This window comes from Pseudomonas coronafaciens pv. oryzae str. 1_6, assembly GCF_000156995.2.
In the GTDB taxonomy this organism is placed as follows: domain Bacteria; phylum Pseudomonadota; class Gammaproteobacteria; order Pseudomonadales; family Pseudomonadaceae; genus Aquipseudomonas; species Aquipseudomonas tremae.
This window is the reverse complement of sequence record NZ_CP046035.1, coordinates 3,829,283-3,848,134: the sequence shown is the minus strand read 5'-3', so window position 1 is coordinate 3,848,134 and position 18,852 is coordinate 3,829,283. Positions and strand designations below refer to the sequence as shown.

Annotated in this window: 21 protein-coding genes, 1 tRNA gene and 2 pseudogenes; 22 read left to right on the top strand and 2 right to left on the bottom strand. The window is 55.4% G+C overall.

Annotated elements, in window-relative coordinates:
- Positions 1–592 precede the first annotated feature (592 nt).
- Together POR16_RS17215 and POR16_RS17210 are read left to right on the top strand one after the other, a co-directional pair.
- The gene (locus POR16_RS17215) at positions 593–1,027 is read left to right on the top strand and encodes an HIT family protein (RefSeq protein ID WP_005891969.1); all 435 of its coding nucleotides are present in this window, start codon (positions 593–595) and stop codon (positions 1,025–1,027) included.
- The gene (locus POR16_RS17210; RefSeq protein ID WP_005891970.1) at positions 1,024–1,230 is read left to right on the top strand and encodes a SlyX family protein; all 207 of its coding nucleotides are present in this window, start codon (positions 1,024–1,026) and stop codon (positions 1,228–1,230) included. The genes POR16_RS17215 and POR16_RS17210 overlap by 4 nt, the downstream gene beginning before the upstream one ends.
- A gap of 87 nt (positions 1,231–1,317) precedes the next feature.
- Here the strand turns inward: POR16_RS17210 and POR16_RS26815 are convergent, their stop codons facing one another.
- On the bottom strand, positions 1,318–1,926 hold the full coding sequence (locus POR16_RS26815; RefSeq protein ID WP_005891971.1) for a cold-shock protein: 609 nt from the start codon (positions 1,924–1,926) through the stop codon (positions 1,318–1,320).
- A gap of 468 nt (positions 1,927–2,394) precedes the next feature.
- On the opposite strand from POR16_RS26815, the gene POR16_RS17200 reads away from it, so the two are divergent.
- The 18 genes from POR16_RS17200 to POR16_RS17115 all read left to right on the top strand — a co-directional run bounded on the left by POR16_RS17200 (position 2,395) and on the right by POR16_RS17115 (position 16,077).
- Complete coding sequence (locus POR16_RS17200; protein ID WP_003314356.1) at positions 2,395–2,868, top strand: Dps family protein; 474 nt, start codon at positions 2,395–2,397, stop codon at positions 2,866–2,868.
- Positions 2,869–2,886: 18 nt separating this feature from the next.
- Positions 2,887–3,216, top strand: coding sequence for a hypothetical protein (locus POR16_RS17195; protein ID WP_144114450.1), 330 nt, complete (start codon positions 2,887–2,889; stop codon positions 3,214–3,216).
- A gap of 2 nt (positions 3,217–3,218) precedes the next feature.
- Positions 3,219–3,560, top strand: coding sequence for a ribbon-helix-helix domain-containing protein (locus tag POR16_RS17190; protein ID WP_371906434.1), 342 nt, complete (start codon positions 3,219–3,221; stop codon positions 3,558–3,560).
- A gap of 284 nt (positions 3,561–3,844) precedes the next feature.
- Positions 3,845–5,620 (top strand): aspartate--tRNA ligase, encoded by a 1,776-nt coding sequence (aspS, locus tag POR16_RS17185; RefSeq protein ID WP_005891981.1) that lies wholly within the window; start codon positions 3,845–3,847, stop codon positions 5,618–5,620.
- 116 nt (positions 5,621–5,736) lie between these two features.
- On the top strand, positions 5,737–6,483 hold the full coding sequence (locus tag POR16_RS17180) for a YebC/PmpR family DNA-binding transcriptional regulator (RefSeq protein WP_005891986.1): 747 nt from the start codon (positions 5,737–5,739) through the stop codon (positions 6,481–6,483).
- A 131-nt stretch (positions 6,484–6,614) separates the two neighbouring features.
- The gene (gene ruvC, locus POR16_RS17175) at positions 6,615–7,139 is read left to right on the top strand and encodes a crossover junction endodeoxyribonuclease RuvC (protein WP_004657902.1); all 525 of its coding nucleotides are present in this window, start codon (positions 6,615–6,617) and stop codon (positions 7,137–7,139) included.
- Between the two features lie 83 nt (positions 7,140–7,222).
- The gene (gene ruvA, locus POR16_RS17170; RefSeq protein WP_005891987.1) at positions 7,223–7,831 is read left to right on the top strand and encodes a Holliday junction branch migration protein RuvA; all 609 of its coding nucleotides are present in this window, start codon (positions 7,223–7,225) and stop codon (positions 7,829–7,831) included.
- The gene (ruvB, locus tag POR16_RS17165) at positions 7,832–8,893 is read left to right on the top strand and encodes a Holliday junction branch migration DNA helicase RuvB (RefSeq protein WP_005891988.1); all 1,062 of its coding nucleotides are present in this window, start codon (positions 7,832–7,834) and stop codon (positions 8,891–8,893) included. It abuts the gene before it with no gap.
- Positions 8,894–9,026: 133 nt separating this feature from the next.
- Positions 9,027–9,494 carry a tol-pal system-associated acyl-CoA thioesterase gene (gene ybgC, locus POR16_RS17160; RefSeq protein WP_005891989.1) on the top strand — a complete coding sequence of 156 codons (468 nt, stop codon included), beginning with the start codon at positions 9,027–9,029 and terminating at the stop codon, positions 9,492–9,494.
- Positions 9,484–10,179 carry a protein TolQ gene (gene tolQ / locus POR16_RS17155; RefSeq protein ID WP_002554655.1) on the top strand — a complete coding sequence of 232 codons (696 nt, stop codon included), beginning with the start codon at positions 9,484–9,486 and terminating at the stop codon, positions 10,177–10,179. Before ybgC ends, tolQ begins: the two co-directional genes overlap by 11 nt.
- Before the next feature lie 14 nt (positions 10,180–10,193).
- The gene (gene tolR, locus POR16_RS17150; protein ID WP_002554654.1) at positions 10,194–10,658 is read left to right on the top strand and encodes a protein TolR; all 465 of its coding nucleotides are present in this window, start codon (positions 10,194–10,196) and stop codon (positions 10,656–10,658) included.
- Positions 10,658–11,752: a cell envelope integrity protein TolA gene (tolA, locus tag POR16_RS17145; RefSeq protein ID WP_024670226.1), complete on the top strand. Its 1,095-nt coding sequence runs from the start codon at positions 10,658–10,660 to the stop codon at positions 11,750–11,752. The genes tolR and tolA overlap by 1 nt, the downstream gene beginning before the upstream one ends.
- Before the next feature lie 47 nt (positions 11,753–11,799).
- The gene (tolB, locus tag POR16_RS17140; protein WP_371903820.1) at positions 11,800–13,050 is read left to right on the top strand and encodes a Tol-Pal system beta propeller repeat protein TolB; all 1,251 of its coding nucleotides are present in this window, start codon (positions 11,800–11,802) and stop codon (positions 13,048–13,050) included.
- A 52-nt stretch (positions 13,051–13,102) separates the two neighbouring features.
- The gene (pal, locus tag POR16_RS17135) at positions 13,103–13,606 is read left to right on the top strand and encodes a peptidoglycan-associated lipoprotein Pal (protein ID WP_005891998.1); all 504 of its coding nucleotides are present in this window, start codon (positions 13,103–13,105) and stop codon (positions 13,604–13,606) included.
- A gap of 6 nt (positions 13,607–13,612) precedes the next feature.
- Positions 13,613–14,428: a tol-pal system protein YbgF gene (gene ybgF, locus POR16_RS17130; protein WP_054991122.1), complete on the top strand. Its 816-nt coding sequence runs from the start codon at positions 13,613–13,615 to the stop codon at positions 14,426–14,428.
- A gap of 171 nt (positions 14,429–14,599) precedes the next feature.
- Positions 14,600–15,247 carry a 7-carboxy-7-deazaguanine synthase QueE gene (queE, locus tag POR16_RS17125; RefSeq protein WP_005892003.1) on the top strand — a complete coding sequence of 216 codons (648 nt, stop codon included), beginning with the start codon at positions 14,600–14,602 and terminating at the stop codon, positions 15,245–15,247.
- 1 nt (position 15,248) lies between these two features.
- Positions 15,249–15,938, top strand: coding sequence for a 7-cyano-7-deazaguanine synthase QueC (queC, locus tag POR16_RS17120; protein WP_005892007.1), 690 nt, complete (start codon positions 15,249–15,251; stop codon positions 15,936–15,938).
- Between the two features lie 63 nt (positions 15,939–16,001).
- Positions 16,002–16,077 (top strand) — tRNA-Lys (locus POR16_RS17115).
- 714 nt (positions 16,078–16,791) lie between these two features.
- Here POR16_RS17115 and POR16_RS17110 read toward each other — a convergent pair.
- Positions 16,792–17,011 (bottom strand): annotated as a pseudogene (locus tag POR16_RS17110) (transposase); the annotation flags it as partial.
- Positions 17,012–17,077: 66 nt separating this feature from the next.
- Between POR16_RS17110 and POR16_RS26640 the strand changes: the two are divergent.
- A pseudogene (locus tag POR16_RS26640) lies at positions 17,078–17,308 on the top strand (hypothetical protein); the annotation flags it as partial.
- A gap of 267 nt (positions 17,309–17,575) precedes the next feature.
- The gene (gene hopQ1-1, locus POR16_RS17095; protein ID WP_005892015.1) at positions 17,576–18,781 is read left to right on the top strand and encodes a type III secretion system effector HopQ1-1; all 1,206 of its coding nucleotides are present in this window, start codon (positions 17,576–17,578) and stop codon (positions 18,779–18,781) included.
- Positions 18,782–18,852 lie beyond the last annotated feature (71 nt).

The window sequence follows — 18,852 nt, the reverse complement described above, 5'->3', positions numbered from 1 at the left end:
TCTGTTTTCCGCCAGAGGCACCGTGATCATATGGGTGATAAAGCAACAAGCGTGCACAAATCATTCGAAAATGAAAAAATTTTGTGAAAAATCAGAATTGGCATTGAGTTGCAATTTTAACTCTATGTTTTAAAAGGAAATATACATTTCATGAGAATTCATGATCTTCACCTCTTCTTGGGATGGCCAGCGCTTTATCCTCCTCAAGCGTTACCCTTGGCCGCATCGTGTGGGTAAAAAACGAAGGCTTGGTGTTGGTACGGCAACAACAGTGTGTGTTTTTGGTGCACTCATTGTTACGTGTGCCTGAACCTGGGGCGCTCTCTGGAAGGGCTCTATGGTGGGGGCTGGACTGTTTCATTTTCATGTACATCAGGCCCATCATTATCTCGTCAAGCTCTCCTGGGGTCTTATCACGCACTGCTGCGGCTTCAAATCGGTGCGGTAATGCTACTTAAGGTTGCACGTTGGTGCGTCGTGCTATCTGCAGGTGAAGCATTGCTCTATCGCGCGTATCCTTCCCGCTATCAAATGCCAGCTTTATCCATCCGGGCTGGCCTGACATCCACCTGGCAATCAGGAGCTTCCTATCGTGTTCGTTCTGGACCCTCGTCTTCAGCAAGATACCTTGCCCATTGGTGACTTTCCCCTGTGTCGGTTGCTGCTGTCCAACGATGCACATTATCCCTGGTTCATTCTGGTGCCGCGTCGGGCCGATATCAGCGAGGTTTTTCAGCTGGAGCCTGCTGATCAATTGCAGTTGTGGCAGGAGACAAACGCGCTGGCAAAGATGCTGAAAGATGTTTTCGATGCGGATAAAATCAACGTTGCGGCTTTGGGCAATGTGGTCAGTCAGCTTCATATGCACGTCATAGTGCGCAAGCGTGACGATGTCGCCTGGCCCGCGCCCGTCTGGGGCAAGCATGCTGCCGTTGCCTACAGCGACGAGCAGTTTGCAGCGATCTGTCGGCGACTCAAGCCGGCGTTGACGACGAATGATTTCAGATTTGAGGGGGAGCAATCATGAGTCTCGAAGATCGAGTCATGGAGCTGGAAAGCCGGATGGCCTTTCAGGATGACACCATTCAGGCACTCAATGATGTCTTGATAAAGCAGCAGCGTGAGCTTGAGCACCTGCAACAGCAGATGGCAGCCATGCTCAAGCGTCAGGAAGAAATGGGCAGTCAGTTCGATACCTTCGAGGAAGATGCGCCGCCACCTCACTACTGATCGGGCTGTGCCCATAAAAAAACCGCGACTCCCTTCGGGATGTCGCGGTTTTTTATTGCCTGAAACTAAAGGTATGGCCTGAAGTAATCAGCGGCGGGGCAGGGCTGCAATCACGTCTTCGGCCTGCAGGCCTTTGTCGCGATTCATGACTGAGAACTCGACACGTTGACCTTCGACCAGGACGCGATGACCCTCACCGCGGATGGCGCGAAAATGGACGAAGATATCATCGCCGGAGTCCCGGGAAATAAAGCCGAAGCCTTTGGAGGTGTTGAACCACTTCACAGTGCCTGTATCGCGATTGCTCATGTCGTGGTTTTGAGGTGCGGGCGAAGGCGAGTATGACCTGTAGAAGCTGACACCCAGATGCAGAACCACAGCCAGCACGGCGATTGCCAGGCTCACCATGATTGCAGGTTGCCCGGCAATGGTCAGGAGCGGAACAAGCAGGGTGAGTGTCTGCACGACGACTGCGATGACAAGCAGTGCGCTGACCAGATTTTGCAGGTTATGACGTGGGCCTCGATTCCAGTAAGGGATTACCGGTGCAAGTATCAGGTTAAGCAGACCGAAGAAAGCCAGGTAAAGCGCGTCGGGCTGTTGCAGGTAGGGAGACATGGCCTCGCTACGCAGGCTGGGGATGAAAGAAAGCAACAGGGCAGCTGCTCCCGTTACCAGGTGGACAATTTTCAACATTTTAAAAAGCTCACATGCAAGAAGGATTACAAGAAATAGCTGGTAACGCCCGGTACGCTTCTGAACAAGATGAGGCGTGATGCACGAACGGTGGGCCAGCCTATGCGCCGATGCTGAAGGGCTACTCATTGGCGACACGCCGTGTATTTAACAGCAAAGCCCGATCCTACTCAAATCAGCAATTGATTATGGCCACCGTGCCTGACATGGGTCACTTGCAAGTCTCGGCACAATGTCTCTGAAGGTGCCCAAGCAGAGCGTTCTGGCTGGCTTCCCCCCGAGCCTCCGAAACAGACACGAATTTTTCGCCATGCCCGTTGCCTCATCAACAAGGGTGCTCCCCGGAACACTATCTGCTCCGCGCAACGTTCCCGCCGCATCGCCGCAACGGAAGGCTGCATCGGTCGGGTTCTCTTGATAGAGTAGCGGGCAGTACGGCTTTCAATCCTCACTAAAAGGGCATGAAACATGGCAATTGATATTGGTATCAGTGAAGAGGATCGCAAATCGATCGTGGACGGCCTGTCGCACCTGCTGTCCGATACCTACGTGCTTTACCTCAAGACTCACAACTTTCATTGGAATGTCAGCGGGCCTATGTTTCGCACGCTGCACCTGATGTTTGAAGAGCAATACAACGAACTTGCACTGGCGGTCGATTCTATCGCCGAGCGTATTCGTGCGTTGGGCTTTCCTGCACCGGGTACGTATTCCACGTATGCCCGTCTGTCTTCCATCAAAGAAGAAGAGGGCGTTCCAAGTGCTGAAGATATGATCAAAAGTCTGGTTCAGGGTCAAGAGGCCGTTGTCCGAACTGCTCGTAGTATCTTTCCTCTTCTGGACAAGGTCAGCGATGAACCGACAGCCGATCTATTGACACAACGCATGCAGGTGCATGAAAAGACGGCCTGGATGCTGCGCTCGATGCTCGAGTCGAAGTAACGGTACTGGCGGGCGACTTTGAAGGTCGCCCGCCCGCTTTACGTCTGCGGCAGCGAGGCTCGCCCATCTGTTACCGCATGCGCACCGGCGACCGGCAGTACGAAGCGTCAGCCGGGCATGATGGTCATCCGCGGTGTATCACCCACTGTTTTATTTCCTGTTGTTAACTCGCTCTATCGCCCTTCAAGTGTTAACGATATTCCGCTGATTTCTGTGGCAATGTCCTACAGTGACAGGCTGCGGAGCCTGCTGGTTATAGCTGCTCGAATAATGTTTTATACATCGGGTATTTATGTGTTTTTGAATATTTCTTCCGGTGTTTTGAATTTATTGATTCGAGGGTGGTAATGATGACCAGTGGGATTGATCAAGAGGTTAAAGTTTTACATCGGGAGGTGGACATACGTCACGATCCCTTTGTTCAGGATTTCAATATGACGCTGGCACAGCCTCATTCGAAGTCGGTCAGGCTTAATGGGCTGGCAACGTGTTTGCGTCTGGAAAACGTGTACTGGAATATTCTGTCGGGCATCGCCAGTTCCAATGAATGCTCCGTCAATGCGGTGCTGTCGTACATCGACAGGGAAGTGCACTTGCGCTATGGCGGCGTCAAGAATTTCAGCGGTTTGATTCGCGTTGTCTGCGTTGCCCATGTTTTAAAGGCTGACTGTCTGGAAAATTCCCACGCCTAGCTCGACCCTCTCCTCATTCTGCGGGCTCGCCACGGCGCGCCTGCCTTCTCTGCTGCGGATGCACTGCCCGGCTGCACGGAGCGACCGCGAACTTATCCGGGCCTCACAGGTTCGTTCGGCTGCACGGTGTCAATTAACTCTATATAATCCCCCGTCTTGCCAGCGGGCGTACTTTGCGTGGGCCTGGGCTGGTTTGAGCCTTGTGCCGGTGCCTTGCACCACTGAGCGCAAGCCAGGAGCGAAAGCGCCACCGAATTCGAATTACGAGAAGTGAAAACACCATCATGATGCGCAGCCATTATTGCGGCCAACTGAACGAAAGTCTGGAAGGCCAGGAAATTACCCTTTGCGGATGGGTCCACCGTCGTCGTGACCACGGGGGCGTTATCTTTCTCGATATCCGCGACCGTGAGGGCATGGCTCAGGTAGTGTTCGACCCTGATCGTGCAGACTCCTTCGCCGCCGCTGACCGTGTGCGCAGCGAGTACGTCGTCAAGGTCGTGGGCAAGGTTCGTGCTCGTCCGGCCGGTGCCGTGAACGCGAACATGGCGTCCGGTGCCATCGAGGTTCTGGGTTACGAACTCGAAGTGCTGAACGAATCCGAAACTCCGCCATTCCCGCTGAATGAATACTCTGACGTTGGCGAAGAGACGCGCCTGCGTTATCGCTTCATCGACTTGCGCCGTCCGGAAATGGCCGAGAAGCTGCGTTTGCGTTCGCGCATTACCACCAGCATTCGCCGTTACCTGGACGAGAACGGTTTCCTCGACGTCGAGACGCCGATCCTGACCCGCGCCACCCCGGAAGGCGCTCGCGACTATCTGGTCCCGAGCCGCACACACCCGGGCAGCTTCTTTGCGCTGCCGCAGTCGCCTCAGCTGTTCAAGCAGCTGTTGATGGTGGCCGGCTTCGACCGCTACTACCAGATCGCCAAGTGCTTCCGTGACGAAGACCTGCGTGCCGACCGTCAGCCTGAATTCACTCAGATCGACATCGAGACCAGCTTCCTCAACGAAGAAGACATCATCGGTCTGACCGAGAAGATGGTTCGTCAGTTGTTCAAAGAAGTTCTGGACCTGGAGTTCGGTGACTTCCCGCACATGACTTTCGAAGAAGCCATGCGCCGCTATGGCTCCGACAAGCCTGACCTGCGCAACCCGCTGGAACTGGTAGACGTTGCCGACCAGCTCACTGGCGTGGAATTCAAGGTGTTCAGCGGTCCGGCCAACGACCCGAAGGGGCGTGTTGCCGCGCTGCGTGTACCGGGTGCTGCCAGCATGGCGCGCAGCCAGATCGACGACTACACCAAGTTCGTCAGCATCTACGGCGCCAAAGGTCTGGCTTACATCAAGGTCAACGAGCGCGCGAAAGGGCCGGAAGGCTTGCAGTCGCCTATCGTGAAGTTCATTCCTGAAGAAAACCTGAATGTCATCCTTGACCGCGTCGGCGCCGTCGATGGCGACATCGTGTTCTTCGGTGCGGACAAGTTCAAGGTTGTCAGCGAGGCGCTGGGCGCTCTGCGGATCAAGATCGGTAACGACCTCAAGCTGCACACCTGCGAGTGGGCGCCGATGTGGGTCGTCGACTTCCCGATGTTCGAAGAGAACGACGACGGCAGCTTTACCGCGTTGCACCATCCCTTCACGGCACCCAAGTGCACGCCTGAAGAGCTGGAAGCCAACCCGGCGACAGCCTTGTCCCGTGCCTATGACATGGTACTCAACGGCACCGAGCTGGGTGGTGGTTCGATCCGTATCCATCGCAAGGAAATGCAGCAGGCAGTTTTCCGACTGCTGGGCATCGCCGAAGACGAGCAGCAAGAGAAGTTCGGCTTCCTGCTGGATGCGCTGAAGTACGGTGCGCCACCGCACGGCGGCCTGGCGTTTGGCCTTGACCGTCTGGTCATGCTGATGACCGGTGCGCAGTCTATCCGTGAAGTGATTGCGTTCCCGAAAACCCAGAGTGCTGCCGATGTCATGACCCAGGCACCTGGCGTTGTCGATGCCAAGGCACTGCGCGAGTTGCATATTCGTCTGCGCGAGCAGCCAAAGGCCGAGTGATGCCGGGCAGGGCGCATCTACGATGCGCCCTGTATCACCCTTATCGAGTGAAGCTTTTTGCCAGATGGCTCATGGGCGAAAGGTGAAGGTGTTTCAAAAAGAATCTGGAGCGAGAAATGGCAGGTCATTCCAAGTGGGCCAACATCAAGCACCGCAAAGAGCGTCAGGACGCCAAAAAAGGCAAGATTTTCACCAAGTGGATCCGTGAGCTGACCGTTGCTGCGCGTCAGGGTGGCGGTGATCCTGGCTCCAACCCGCGCTTGCGTCTGGCGCTGGACAAGGCCCTTGGCGCCAACATGACTCGCGACACCATTGATCGTGCAGTGGCGCGGGGCGTGGGTGCATCCGACGGGGATGATGTAGAAGAGCTGGGTTATGAGGGCTATGGTCCGGGCGGCGTGGCGATCATGGTCGAAACCATGACTGACAACCGCAATCGGACCGCTGCCGCGGTGCGTCATGCGTTCACTAAATGCGGTGGCAATCTCGGCACCGACGGCTCTGTTGCCTACCTGTTTGATCGCAAGGGGCAAATATCCTTTGCTGCCGGTGTTGATGAAGACGCGCTGATTGAAGCGGCTATGGAGGCTGACGCCGACGATGTCGTGACCAATGAAGACGGCTCGATCGATGTCTTTACCTCGTTCTCCGGGTTTTATGCGGTGCGCAACGCGCTGGAAGCATCAGGCTTCAAGGCCGATGATGCGGAAATCGTCATGCTGCCTACTACCAGCGCAGTGCTTGATCTGGAAACCGCCGAAAAGGTGCTCAAGCTGATCGATATGCTTGAGGACCTGGATGACGTGCAGAATGTCTATTCGAACGCGGAAATTCCTGACGAAGTCATGGAGCAACTGGGCTGATCGTCGACTGGTAGCACCGTGTCAGAAGCCGGGGGAACGAAGCTGTGAGCATCACGCAGCTATCGGCCTCCGGCTTCTGCCTTTATGCTGCGCACATTGCTTTTGCGTCACCTTCTGAAGCTGCAGGCGTTATGACTCTTATTCTAGGTATCGATCCCGGTTCGCGAATTACCGGCTATGGCGTGGTGCGTGATACCGGGCGCGGCTGTGTTTATGTGGCCTCCGGGTGTATTCGCACCGGCAGCGGCGAACTGCACGAGCGTTTGCAGATCGTCTATCGCGGTGTGCGTGAAGTCATCAAGACTTACGGGCCTGTAACTATGGGCATCGAAAAGGTCTTCATGGCGCGCAACGCTGATTCGGCGCTCAAGTTGGGGCAGGCCAGAGGTGCGGCCATCGTGGCGGGTGCCGAAGAGGCGCTGGAAATCGCCGAATACACGGCCACTCAGGTCAAGCAGGCCGTTGCAGGCACCGGTGGCGCTAATAAGGAGCAGGTGATGATGATGGTCATGCATTTGCTCAAGCTGACTCAGAAACCGCAGATCGATGCGTCCGACGCCCTGGCGATTGCGTTGTGTCACGCGCACACGCGCTCCAGTCTGATTCCGCATGGGTTGAGTACTGCGCGTAGTCGCGGCGGTCGGCTGCGTCTCTGATAGCATCGCCCGCACGCTTTTTTATGACGGATTGTGTTCAATTTCTTCGCGCAAGCGACACGCAACACGAAAGGATCTGAAACGTGATTGGACGTTTACGCGGCTCTATCGCCGAGAAGCAGCCTCCGCATCTGGTGCTGGATGTCAATGGTGTCGGTTACGAGCTGGAAGTGCCGATGACCACCCTTTATCGGCTGCCGCATGTCGGCGAAACCGTCACGCTGTATACCCATCTGGTGGTGCGCGAAGACGCGCATTTGCTGTACGGGTTTTACGAAAAGCGCGAGCGCGAGCTGTTCCGTGAGCTCATTCGCCTCAATGGAGTAGGGCCAAAGCTGGCCTTGGCCTTGATGTCGGGTCTGGAGGTCGATGAGCTGGTGCGTTGTGTTCAGGCTCAGGATACCTCGGCCTTGACGCGCATTCCTGGCGTGGGCAAAAAGACCGCCGAGCGTCTGCTGGTCGAGCTCAAGGATCGTTTCAAGGCCTGGGAGGCATTGCCAGGCACCTTCGCACTGGTTTCCAATGGCCCTAATCAGGCCGAGCCTGTTGCGTCGGCCGAATCCGATGCTGTCAGCGCGCTGATTTCATTGGGTTACAAGCCTCAGGAGGCAAGCAAGGCTGTCTCCGCCATCAAGGAAAAAGACTTGAGCAGTGCAGATCTGATTCGCCGCGCGTTGAAGGGGATGGGTTAAGTGATAGACGCCGACCGCCTGATTACCGCCGCTGGTGGCCGTGATCGCGATGAACAGATGGATCGTGCCATTCGTCCGCTGAGTCTCGCCGATTACATCGGCCAGCCTACCGTTCGCGAGCAGATGGAGTTGTTCATCCAGGCTGCCCGAGGCCGCAGCGAAGCGCTGGATCACACGCTGATCTTCGGCCCGCCCGGTCTGGGCAAGACCACACTGGCCAATATCATTGCCCAGGAAATGGGCGTGTCGATCAAGAGTACTTCCGGCCCGGTGCTGGAGCGGCCAGGGGATCTGGCTGCGATCTTGACCAACCTTGAGCCCAATGACGTGCTGTTCATCGATGAAATCCATCGGCTGTCACCGATTGTCGAGGAAGTGCTGTACCCGGCAATGGAAGACTTTCAGCTCGATATCATGATCGGTGAGGGACCTGCGGCGCGTTCGATCAAGCTTGATCTGCCACCCTTCACGCTGGTGGGCGCGACCACGCGTGCGGGCATGCTGACCAACCCTCTGCGTGACCGTTTCGGTATTGTGCAGCGCCTCGAGTTTTACAATATCGCTGATCTTTCGACGATCGTGTCGCGTTCGGCCGGCATTCTGGGGCTGGTCATCGAGCCGCAGGGGGCGTTCGAGATAGCCAGGCGCGCGCGAGGAACACCACGGATCGCCAACCGCCTGCTGCGTCGGGTGCGGGACTTCGCCGAAGTGCGTGGCAACGGGCAGATTACCCGTCAGACAGCTGACAAGGCGCTGAACCTGCTGGATGTCGACGAACACGGTTTCGATCATCAGGACCGGCGTCTGCTGCTGACCATGATCGAGAAGTTTGACGGTGGTCCGGTAGGTGTCGACAGCCTGGCGGCGGCCATCAGTGAAGAACGTCACACAATTGAAGACGTGTTGGAGCCCTATTTGATCCAGCAAGGCTATATCATGCGCACACCTCGCGGGCGCGTGGTCACTCGTCATGCGTACCTGCATTTCGGGCTGAATATCCCCTCGCGAATGGGTGAGATGCCGGCAGCGGGTGATTTTGTCGATGACCCGGCGGATTTATAGTAATGCTTTGCAATTTATTCAGGGTTCCTGTGGTCACATTGCCAGTCTTGCGGCCGATACTGGTAATAAGCTGCAAAACGTTGAAAAACAGTTGCCTGAGCCGATTGGCAACCTGAGGAGTAAGCACTAGAGTATGCGCGCGCAAAACGGGGTTCAGTCGTTCGCACATCGCTGTCGCGTTTATTACGAGGACACCGATGCTGGCGGCATCGTCTACTACGTCAATTATCTGAAATTCATGGAGCGGGCTCGTACCGAGCGGCTACGGGATCTGGGCTTTGCCCAGTCCGAACTGGCGCAGGAAAACCTTTTATTTGTCGTGCACTCCAGTGAGGCGCGTTATCACAAGCCGGCGCGGCTGGATGACGAGCTGCTTGTCAGTGCAGAAGTAACCGAATTGAACCGTGTCAGCCTGCGTTTTACACAGCAGATCAGGCGGGCGTCAGATGCAACACTGCTCTGCGAGGGGCAGTTCCTGGTGGCGTGTGTACGCGCCGATAGTTTTAAACCCCGGGCCATTCCCGAAGCTCTGCGAGCGGCCTTTGCCGACCAGGGCGGCGCGGGCATACATTCAGAGCAGGAGATAAAGCGTGGAAGCTAACGTCGTCGACCATTCCTCCATGTGGAGTTTGGTCAGCAATGCCAGCATTGTTGTTCAGTTGGTAATGCTGATTCTGGTGGCCGCTTCGGTCACCTCGTGGATCGTGATTTTTCAGCGCAGCAATATGCTGCGTGCAGGTCGGCGCGCACTGGACAGCTTTGAAGAGCGCTTCTGGTCGGGCATCGACCTGTCCAAGCTGTACCGTCAGGCAGGCAGCAACCCCGATCCGGACTCGGGCGTCGAGCAAATCTTTCGTGCCGGTTTCAAGGAATTCTCCCGTCTGCGTCAGCAGTCCGGCGTCGATCCTGATGCAGTCATGGAAGGTGTGGCACGCGCCATGCGCGTAGCGATCTCCCGAGAGGAAGAAAAGCTCGAAGCAGGACTGCCTTACCTGGCGACCGTCGGTTCTACCAGTCCGTACGTCGGTCTGTTCGGTACCGTGTGGGGGATCATGAACTCCTTCCGCGGTCTGGCGACTGCCCAGCAGGCAACACTGGCCACTGTGGCACCGGGTATTGCCGAAGCACTGATTGCAACGGCCATCGGCCTGTTCGCAGCCATCCCGGCTGTTATTGCCTACAACCGTTTCGCCGCGCGCAGTGAGACCTTGATCAGCCGTTATTACACGTTTGCTGACGAGTTCCAAGCCATCCTGCACCGTAAAGTGCACACCAGCGAAGAGTGAGCAGGTAATTCCCCATGGCTTTAATCGCTCGAGATCGTCGCAGAAAACGCAAGCCGGTCGCCGAAATGAACGTAGTGCCCTACATCGACGTGATGTTGGTGCTGCTCGTGATTTTCATGGTGACGGCTCCCATGATCAACCAGGGCGTGAAGGTCGATTTGCCCAAGGTCTCCAGCGAGGCTTTGCCGCAAGACAACAACAATCAGGTCCTGACCATTTCGATCAAGGCTGACAAGACCTATTACTGGAACCTTGGCAGCGAAGTCGATACCGACAAGCAGATGGACAAGGCAATGACCCTGCCGCAACTGACCGCCGCCGTGACCAAGATCGTCGCAGCCGGTCGTGACGCAGGCAAGCAGACGCAGGTTTTCATTCGTGGTGACAAGACCGTCGATTACGGCTCGGTCATGGGCACGATGGGCGGGCTGCAGAAGGCTGGGGTCGGGAATGTTGGCTTGATTACCGAGGCACCCTGATGCAGCCGATTCGAGAGCCGTCCGCCTCGGAAAGCTACTTCTGGCCCAGTGTCTGGGCCGTGGCATTGCATATTCTGATTTTCGGCATGCTGTTCGTCAGCTTTGCCATGACTCCGGATCTGCCCGAAGCCAAGCCTATCGTTCAGGCAACGCTCTATCAGCTCAAGTCCAAGAGCCAGGCCACTACCCAGACCAACCAGAAGATTGCCGGTGAGGCGAAGAAAACCGCTGCGCGACAAACTGAAGTCGAACAGCTGGAGCAGAAAAAGATCGAGCAGCTCAAACAGGAAGCTGTAAAAGCTGCGGAACAAAAGAAAGAAGAATCGGCTCAAAAAGCCGAAGAGCAGAAAGCAGCCGACGAAGCCAAGAAGGCCGAGCAGAAAGCAGAGGAGGCCAAAAAGGCTGACGATGCCAAGAAAGCCGACGAAGCCAAGAAGGTCGCTGACGCCAAAAAGGCTGAAGACAAGCAATTGGCTGACATAGCCAAGAAAAAGGCTGAAGACGAGGCGAAGAAAAAAGCCGAAGAAGACGCCAAGAAAGCTGCAGCCGAAGAAGCCAAGAAACAGGCTGCCGATGAGGCCAAGAAAAAGGCCGCAGAGGACGCCAAGAAGAAATCTGCCGAGGATGCCAAGAAAAAGGCTGCCGAAGACGCCAAGAAAAAAGCCGCTGCCGACTCTGCCAAGAAGGCTCAGGAAGCTGCTCGCAAATCTGCCGAAGACAAGAAGGCGCAGGCACTGGCCGATTTGCTTTCCGACAAACCGGAACGGCAACAGGCTCTGGCTGACGAGCGTGGCGATGAAACGGCAGGCAGTTTCGATGACCTGATCCGTGTTCGAGCGTCGGAAGGCTGGAGTCGTCCTCCTTCTGCACGTAACAACATGTCAGTAACGTTGCAGATAGGGATGTTGCCGGACGGTACGATTGCTTCGGTATCGATTGCAAAGTCCAGTGGTGACGGACCGTTCGACAGCTCTGCAGTTGCAGCGGTGAAGAACATTGGACGTTTGACAGAAATGCAGGGTCTGAAGCCGGCTGACTTCGCTCCCTATCGTTCATTCAAGATGACATTCACACCTGGAGATCTAGCCTTGTGATCAACCTTTTTCGAGGACTGCTGGTCGTTCTCTGTTTCGCGTCCGGAATAGTGGCGGCAGAAGAAAAGAACATTCTGGTTACCAGTGGCAGTGACCGCGCGGCACCAATTGCGGTCGTGCCATTCGGTTGGCAGGGCGGGAGCGTGTTACCGGAAGACATGGCGGAGATCGTGAGCAACGACCTGCGCAACTCCGGCTATTACGCGCCAATTCCGAAGCAGAACATGATCAGCTTGCCGACCCAAGGCAGCGAAGTCATTTTCCGTGACTGGAAAGCGCTGGGTGCCCAATACGTTATGGTGGGCAATATCACGCCAGCCGGCGGACGTCTGCAGATTCAGTATGCACTGTTCAACGTGGCTACCGAGCAGCAGGTACTGACCGGTAACGTTTCCGGTACCAACGATCAACTGCGAGACATGGCGCATTACATCGCCGACCAGTCGTTCGAGAAACTCACCGGTATCAAGGGTGCGTTCTCTACCCGCATGTTGTACGTGACGGCCGAACGCTTCTCGGAAAACAACACGCGTTACACTCTGCAGCGTTCGGATTACGACGGTGCTCGAGCGGTAACCCTGTTGCAATCCCGCGAGCCTATTCTGTCGCCGCGTTTTGCGCCTGATGGCAAGCGTATCGCTTACGTGTCGTTCGAACAGAAGCGTCCGCGCATCTTCGTTCAGCATATCGATACGGGTCGTCGCGAGCAGATCACCAACTTCGAAGGCCTGAACGGTGCTCCTGCGTGGTCCCCGGATGGCAACAAGCTGGCATTCGTTCTGTCCAAGGACGGTAACCCGGAAATCTATGTAATCAACCTGGCTTCGCGTCAATTGAGTCGTGTCACCAACGACGGTGCAATTGATACCGAACCTTTCTTCGGAAAGGACGGGTCTACGCTATACTTCACGTCGGACCGTGGCGGCAAGCCACAGATATACAAGACGAACATCAATGGCGGTGGTGCCGAACGGGTAACGTTCGTGGGTAACTACAATGCCAATCCGAAATTGTCAGCCGATGAAAAGACGCTGGTGATGATTCACAGGCAGGACGGCTTCACTAATTTCAAGGTAGCAGTGCAGGATTTGGCCCGCGGTAGCGTAAAAATCCTCACAGATAGCAACCTTGATGAGTCGCCTACTGTTGCGCCCAACGGCACCATGGTAATCTACGCCACCCGCCAGCAGGGCCGGGGAGTCTTGATGCTCGTGTCCATTAACGGACGCGTAAGGCTCCCGCTTCCTACCGCTCAAGGCGAAGTCAGAGAACCTTCCTGGTCCCCTTACCTGAACTGACGCGGCGCTACACGTTTTGCTTAACACACTGGGGTTCATTAGGAGTTTCAAGATGGAAATGCTGAAGTTTGGTAAATTTGCTGCGCTGGCTCTGGCCATGGCTGTAGCTGTAGGTTGCTCGTCCAAGGGCGGCGACAACGCCGGCGCTGGCGGTGCTGCTGTTGATCCTAACGCTGGTTACGGCGCTAACTCTGGTGCCGTTGACGGCTCCCTGAGCGAAGAAGCTGCTCTGCGTGCAATCACCACCTTCTACTTCGAATACGACAGTTCGGACCTGAAGCCAGAAGCCATGCGCGCTCTGGATGTTCACGCCAAAGACCTGAAAGCTAACGGCGCTCGCGTTGTTCTGGAAGGCAACACCGACGAACGTGGTACTCGTGAGTACAACATGGCACTGGGCGAGCGTCGTGCGAAAGCCGTTCAACGCTACCTGGTTCTGCAAGGTGTTTCCCCAGCTCAGCTGGAACTGGTTTCCTACGGCGAAGAGCGTCCAGTTGCTACCGGCAACGACGAGCAGTCGTGGGCTCAGAACCGTCGCGTCGAACTGCGTAAGTAATTTGACATGCGAACGTGCCGACGTGCTCTAACCGTTTTGGCCCTCACTCTTCCGCTTTCAGCGATGGGTGCGGCACCTGTGGTCGATAATAATTCTGGCTCTGGCAGCAGCAGTTATCCGCCAGCGGGTTATGGCACGTCCGGCGCCTACGCCGGGGGAGGGGTTACGGCCCCTGCCTCGGCGCAAGGTCAGCTGTTCATGCAGCTGCAGCAAATGCAGGATGAAATCGCGCGCTTACGCGGTGTTGTAGAGGTCCAGCAAAACGATATCCAGCGCATGAAGCAGGAAGCTCTGGAGCGTTATCAGGAACTCGATCAACGTATAGCCAGTGGCACTGCCGCTCCGGCTACCAATAATTCTCAACCTTCTGGTGGCGCTATCGACGCCAGTGGGACGCCTTCGGCTTCAGCAGCCCAGGCTCCGGCAGCAGGCACCGAGCCTCCTGACCCGGCGAAGGAAAAGCTCTATTACGAAGCTGCCTTCGATTTGATCAAGGCGAAGGATTTCGATAAGGCCAGTCAGGCTTTTACCGCTTTCCTACGCAAATACCCGAACAGTTCGTACGCGGGCAATGCCCAGTACTGGCTGGGCGAGGTAAACCTGGCCAAGGGTGACCTTCAAGGTGCCGGTCAGGCGTTTGCAAAAGTCAGCCAGCAGTACCCGAAGCATGCCAAGGTGCCTGATTCTCTGTACAAACTGGCAGATGTTGAACGTCGCCTAGGTCATACCGACAAGGTAAAAGGCATTCTGCAGCAGGTTGTAGCCCAGTATCCGGGTACATCGGCTGCCCAGTTGGCGCAACGTGATCTTCAGCGTTTGTGACCTCCTGACCCGCTGATCAAGAAAGCCGCGCCAGTCGCGGCTTTTTTCGTTAGAATCTCGCCCCCGAAATTCCGGTACACCTTACGCTTTTCCGGATTCTGCAATGGCAGGGTCCTTTGAAGTGCCTGACGGAGGCGGACGGCCTGTTTAGCTGTTACGCCCGTGGCTGATATGCAAGACACATTACGCATCACCGAAATATTTCACTCGTTGCAGGGTGAAACCCGTACGGCTGGCCTGCCTACCGTATTTGTCCGCCTGACCGGTTGCCCTCTGCGCTGCCAGTATTGCGACAGTGCCTACGCGTTCAGTGGCGGCACTATTCAGACGCTGGACGACATCGTCGGACAAGTTGCGTCCTATCGCCCTCGTTACGTCTGCGTGACCGGCGGCGAGCCGCTTGCCCAACCCAACGCGATCCCGCTACTCAAGCGCCTCTGTGATGCGGGCTATGAAGTGTCGCTGGAGACCAGTGGCGCTCTGGACATCTCTGCAGTGGACCCTCGGGTGAGTCGCGTTGTCGATCTCAAGACCCCAGGGTCAAAAGAGGTCTCGCGTAACCGCTACGAGAACATGGAGCTGCTGACGCCGAACGATCAGGTCAAATTCGTCATCTGCTCACGCGAGGATTACGACTGGGCTGTTTCCAAGCTCATCCAGTACGGCCTTGAGCGTCGTGCAGGTGAAGTTCTGTTCTCTGCCAGTCATCACGAGCTTAAAGGCCGTGACCTGGCCGACTGGATCGTTGCTGATAACCTGCCGGTACGCCTGCAGATGCAGTTACACAAAATTCTTTGGGATGACGAGCCGGGGCGCTGAGATGAATGAATTGACCAATACCGGTAAAAGAGCCGTGATCCTGCTGTCGGGTGGCCTGGATTCGGCAACCGTTGTGGCGATGGCGCTGGCTGAGGGCTACGCCTGTTACACCATGAGCTTCGACTACGGCCAGCGCCATCGCGCCGAGCTGGATGCAGCTGCACGTGTCGCCCGCGATCTGGGCGCCGTCGAGCACAAGGTCATTGGCCTGAACCTCAACGGCATTGGCGGCTCGGCATTGACCGACAGCTCCATTGCCGTACCTGAGTCACCCTCAGAAGGCATTCCGGTCACCTACGTGCCTGCGCGCAATACCGTATTTCTCTCGCTGGCGCTGGGTTGGGCTGAAGTGCTGGGCGCACGGGACATATTCATTGGTGTGAACGCAGTGGATTACTCCGGCTACCCGGATTGCCGTCCCGAGTTCGTCGAGTCCTTCGAGCGCATGGCGAACCTGGCGACCAAGGCCGGTGTGGAAGGGCAGGGCTTCACAATCAGGGCTCCGCTGCAGAACCTGAGCAAGTCGGATATCGTCAAGGCCGGTAGCGCTCTGGGCGTCGATTACTCGCTGACGGTTTCCTGCTATCAGGCCGACGATCAAGGTCGGGCGTGCGGTAAATGCGACAGCTGTCGCCTGCGCGCAGAAGGCTTTTCTGCTGCCGGCATGACCGACCCGACGCGTTATTTTTAAATTTTTTCAAAATAGGTGTTGAATTACTGATAAAAATCAGTAATATACGCGCCACACAACAGAGGGTCGTTAGCTCAGTTGGTAGAGCAGTTGGCTTTTAACCAATTGGTCGTAGGTTCGAATCCCACACGACCCACCATTTCGAAAATCTGGAAGGCCCATGAAAATGCGGATTTCCAGGTTTTTTTTTGCGTTGCAGATCGTCATGATCAGATAGCGCCTCTGCGTATCCGCCATGGCGTTGAAGCAACGATCTGTAAAACAGTTGGCAAGTCTTTCGAAGCCGAAGGCAGGCGATACCGTTTGAGCGCGATGCGCACCCAGACAAGCAGCCGTTTGTCACGAAACATAGCGCCGGCAAGCCGTTATCTCAAGTTGCAAGGCGGAATGCTGCTTAAGACATACTGGAGGTCGGGCGTATTTTTCATCCTGACGCAGTGCGTGGCTGTTATCGGCTGTTGTGCACGGTTATTGAAAAAAATGCGTGCTTTGGTGAGTGCTTACGATGATGGCATTTTGGGCTCCAGCGTATCGTTGACTCACTTTGAAGATCTACTGTTCCAGGGGATCCTGTAATAGCCGTCAGGCGCTTGAATCGATGTCTTGCCTTCGCCGATTGCGGCTGTGTCTTCCTCCGCCGCAATCTGGAAACCACTTCGCCTGCAGCATTTTCTCTGATCCAGCGAGCAATATCCTCCAACTCGTCGAATTCATATTCCATCTCCGGTGCGTCCGATATCTGACGCAATGCCTGCGCTTTGGCCTCGTGTGAGATGACAGTCTCGCTATAACCAGAAGTCGGAGTCGAGTTCAATAAATTGATCAAAGGTACGGTCTTTTTTAATTCGAGACGCTCCGTCATCGCGCCAGTCACGAAAACGCTGATACACCGTCGACCAAGGCCCAAAGCGTTCCGGCAGATCACGCCAGGCAGCACCTGAGCACAAAATCCAAAGGATTCCGTGGAGTACCAGACGATCATCACTACGTGGGCGACCCATTTTCTGCTCGGGAGAAACCAGATCCTTGATCAATTCCCACGATGCGTCGGAGAGTTCGTAAAGCTTTGCCATGCGGGCCTCCAGCCAATCATGGCGGCAACTCTACCCCTACCGACTTTTCGTACAAAACCTAGAGCTGCCGGCCAGATCAACTCCGCGTTTGTGCCAACCGATTATCTGACCGCTCGTGCGATACCAGCGTTTGAAACTAGTCAGCGTTATTGTCTGCAGGCTATTGAGCGAAAGGTAGTCTCGAACGGTTTGACGTTCAATAACAGTTTCAGCCACGCGCCCGATGCTGCGCTCGATCAGCTTAACCGCGAGTCTTCCTACCCGACGTTAAAATCGTACATACCGATTTTTATAGGACCGAGCAAAGCGTGGTTCACATATCAGCGGTTCAAATCAAATCCGCAAATGTTGTAACCCGGAGCGCGCAGCACTGGATCATAGTGATGAAACCAAAACGGCGTTGCTTGCCACACAGCAGGTTCATCTATCCAGGAGGTCGACTCAATGCATCGTCCTATCACCGCAGCCTATACCACCTCACCTCTCATCCTAGATCAGTCAAAACAAATATCACGCACCTCATCGGAAAGTAGCGTGCAATCAGTGCTTCCTCAGCAGACAAGTATGAGTGGCCCAGTTTTAGAGCGGTCGAAAAGTGCGCCAAAGTTATTGACTGCTGCACAGCGCACGATGCTTGCACAAGTGGGCGCATGTGACTCTCATTTGACCTCAGACGAAAACATGGCCATCACCGAACTGAGATTACACAAGCCCCGGTTACCGAAGGATACGTGGTTTTTTACTGATCCTAATAAGGACCCAGATGATGTCGTGACCTACACCTTGGGCAAGCAATTGCAGGCTGAGGGCTTTGTGCATATCACGGATGTAGTGGCGACACTGGGTGATGCTGAAGTTCGCTCTCAACGTGCCGAGATGGCCAAAGGCGTGTTCAACAAGCTTGAGTTGCATGACGTGCATGTGTCGCGTGGTCGGGATTACGCAATGAATTCGCTTCAGTCGAAGGAGCATGCCAAGTTTTTACTGGAAGGTCATGCTTTAAGGGCAGGACCTGGTGAAATACACCGTGACAGCTTGCAGGACATGAGCAGGCGCCTGACCCGTGCGCCACATGGACTTAGTATTGTCGTAATTGCAGGCATGAGTGATATCAATGCGCTTATCACTACCTACCCGGATATCGTGCGTGAGCGGGTTGATGACATCACCATTATGGGCGGAGTCGAGCCTTTGAAGGACGCAGATGGTTTTGTACAGCCTGATGCACGCGCTTACAATAATGCGACCGACATGGATGCCGCGCGCAGTCTTTATCGAAAAGCGCAGGAGCTTGGCATTCCACTTCGTATAGTGACAAAGGAGGCAGCTTATAAAACGGCGGTTTCGCCTTCATTTTACGAAGGGATAGCAGGGAGCGGACACCCAGTAGGCCACTACCTGAGAGACGTTCAGAAGAGTGCGCTGAAAGGCCTCTGGGAAGGTATTCAAGCTGGATTGCTTCCTGGGTTGGATGACTCATGGTTCTTTCGGACGTTCATGCCGAATGCACAGACTGAAACAGTAGAGGATAAAAATAAAGAGAGATCGTTTGATGATATCTGGCCTAAAGTGACGAAACTAAACCTGTATGATCCTCTGACATTACTGGCCTCAGTGCCGGGTGCGGCGAAACTGCTATTTAAACCAAAAGCTATACACTCAGAAGGATTGGGTGTGGTAGAGCAAGTAGGTCCAGATGATGTGACGCATCCAGAGAAAGCAAAGTTATTGATGTCCGCTTTAGCCAAGTCTGCGCTTGTCCAGTCGTAGTCCCGGATTGACCCACGGCAAATGCCTACAGGGATCAGGCCCCCTTGTTTCGCAGCGACGATGGCCTGGCA

What these genes read in the sequence shown, in the direction of transcription:
- POR16_RS17210 (WP_005891970.1), top strand. Translation starts at nt 1,024, where the DNA reads ATGAGTCTCGAAGATCGAGTCATGGAGCTGGAAAGCCGGATGGCCTTT.
- POR16_RS26815 (WP_005891971.1), bottom strand. Translation starts at nt 1,926, where the DNA reads ATGTTGAAAATTGTCCACCTGGTAACGGGAGCAGCTGCCCTGTTGCTT.
- POR16_RS17200 (WP_003314356.1), top strand. Translation starts at nt 2,395, where the DNA reads ATGGCAATTGATATTGGTATCAGTGAAGAGGATCGCAAATCGATCGTG.
- POR16_RS17190 (WP_371906434.1), top strand. Translation starts at nt 3,219, where the DNA reads ATGACCAGTGGGATTGATCAAGAGGTTAAAGTTTTACATCGGGAGGTG.
- aspS (WP_005891981.1), top strand. Translation starts at nt 3,845, where the DNA reads ATGATGCGCAGCCATTATTGCGGCCAACTGAACGAAAGTCTGGAAGGC.
- POR16_RS17180 (WP_005891986.1), top strand. Translation starts at nt 5,737, where the DNA reads ATGGCAGGTCATTCCAAGTGGGCCAACATCAAGCACCGCAAAGAGCGT.
- ruvC (WP_004657902.1), top strand. Translation starts at nt 6,615, where the DNA reads ATGACTCTTATTCTAGGTATCGATCCCGGTTCGCGAATTACCGGCTAT.
- ybgC (WP_005891989.1), top strand. Translation starts at nt 9,027, where the DNA reads ATGCGCGCGCAAAACGGGGTTCAGTCGTTCGCACATCGCTGTCGCGTT.
- tolR (WP_002554654.1), top strand. Translation starts at nt 10,194, where the DNA reads ATGGCTTTAATCGCTCGAGATCGTCGCAGAAAACGCAAGCCGGTCGCC.
- tolA (WP_024670226.1), top strand. Translation starts at nt 10,658, where the DNA reads ATGCAGCCGATTCGAGAGCCGTCCGCCTCGGAAAGCTACTTCTGGCCC.
- pal (WP_005891998.1), top strand. Translation starts at nt 13,103, where the DNA reads ATGGAAATGCTGAAGTTTGGTAAATTTGCTGCGCTGGCTCTGGCCATG.
- ybgF (WP_054991122.1), top strand. Translation starts at nt 13,613, where the DNA reads ATGCGAACGTGCCGACGTGCTCTAACCGTTTTGGCCCTCACTCTTCCG.
- queE (WP_005892003.1), top strand. Translation starts at nt 14,600, where the DNA reads ATGCAAGACACATTACGCATCACCGAAATATTTCACTCGTTGCAGGGT.
- queC (WP_005892007.1), top strand. Translation starts at nt 15,249, where the DNA reads ATGAATGAATTGACCAATACCGGTAAAAGAGCCGTGATCCTGCTGTCG.
- hopQ1-1 (WP_005892015.1), top strand. Translation starts at nt 17,576, where the DNA reads ATGAGTGGCCCAGTTTTAGAGCGGTCGAAAAGTGCGCCAAAGTTATTG.